1 pseudogene is annotated in these 250 nt (G+C 48.8%); it reads right to left on the bottom strand.

Annotation, left to right across the window (positions count from 1 at the left end):
- Window positions 1–21 precede the first annotated feature (21 nt).
- A pseudogene (locus D1646_RS19650) lies at window positions 22–177 on the bottom strand (IS110 family transposase); the annotation flags it as partial.
- Window positions 178–250 lie beyond the last annotated feature (73 nt).

Raw genomic sequence — 250 nt, 5'->3', positions numbered from 1 at the left:
ATGGAAAGAAGGCGAGGATGTTCAATCTGCGGATTCCAACGATACCAGATATTCTTTGACCCTGCCGTAGTAGATGCACAAGAATTTGTTGGCCCCCGCTGTCATGTAGACCAGGTAGGGCTTGCCCTCAGCGCGTTTCTTGTCCATGAACTGGTAGGCCGGGTCATCCTGGGGTGATGTGGTATAAAAAAAGTTGACACCTTTTCCTCAAGGGAGTAGAAAAAAGAGAAGAAGAAGGAGGCGGAAAAGG

This window comes from Pseudoflavonifractor sp. 60, assembly GCF_009911645.1.
Lineage (GTDB): Bacteria > Bacillota > Clostridia > Oscillospirales > Oscillospiraceae > Lawsonibacter.
The sequence above is the reverse complement of the archived record's forward strand: the minus strand, read 5'-3'. Positions and strand labels throughout refer to the sequence as shown.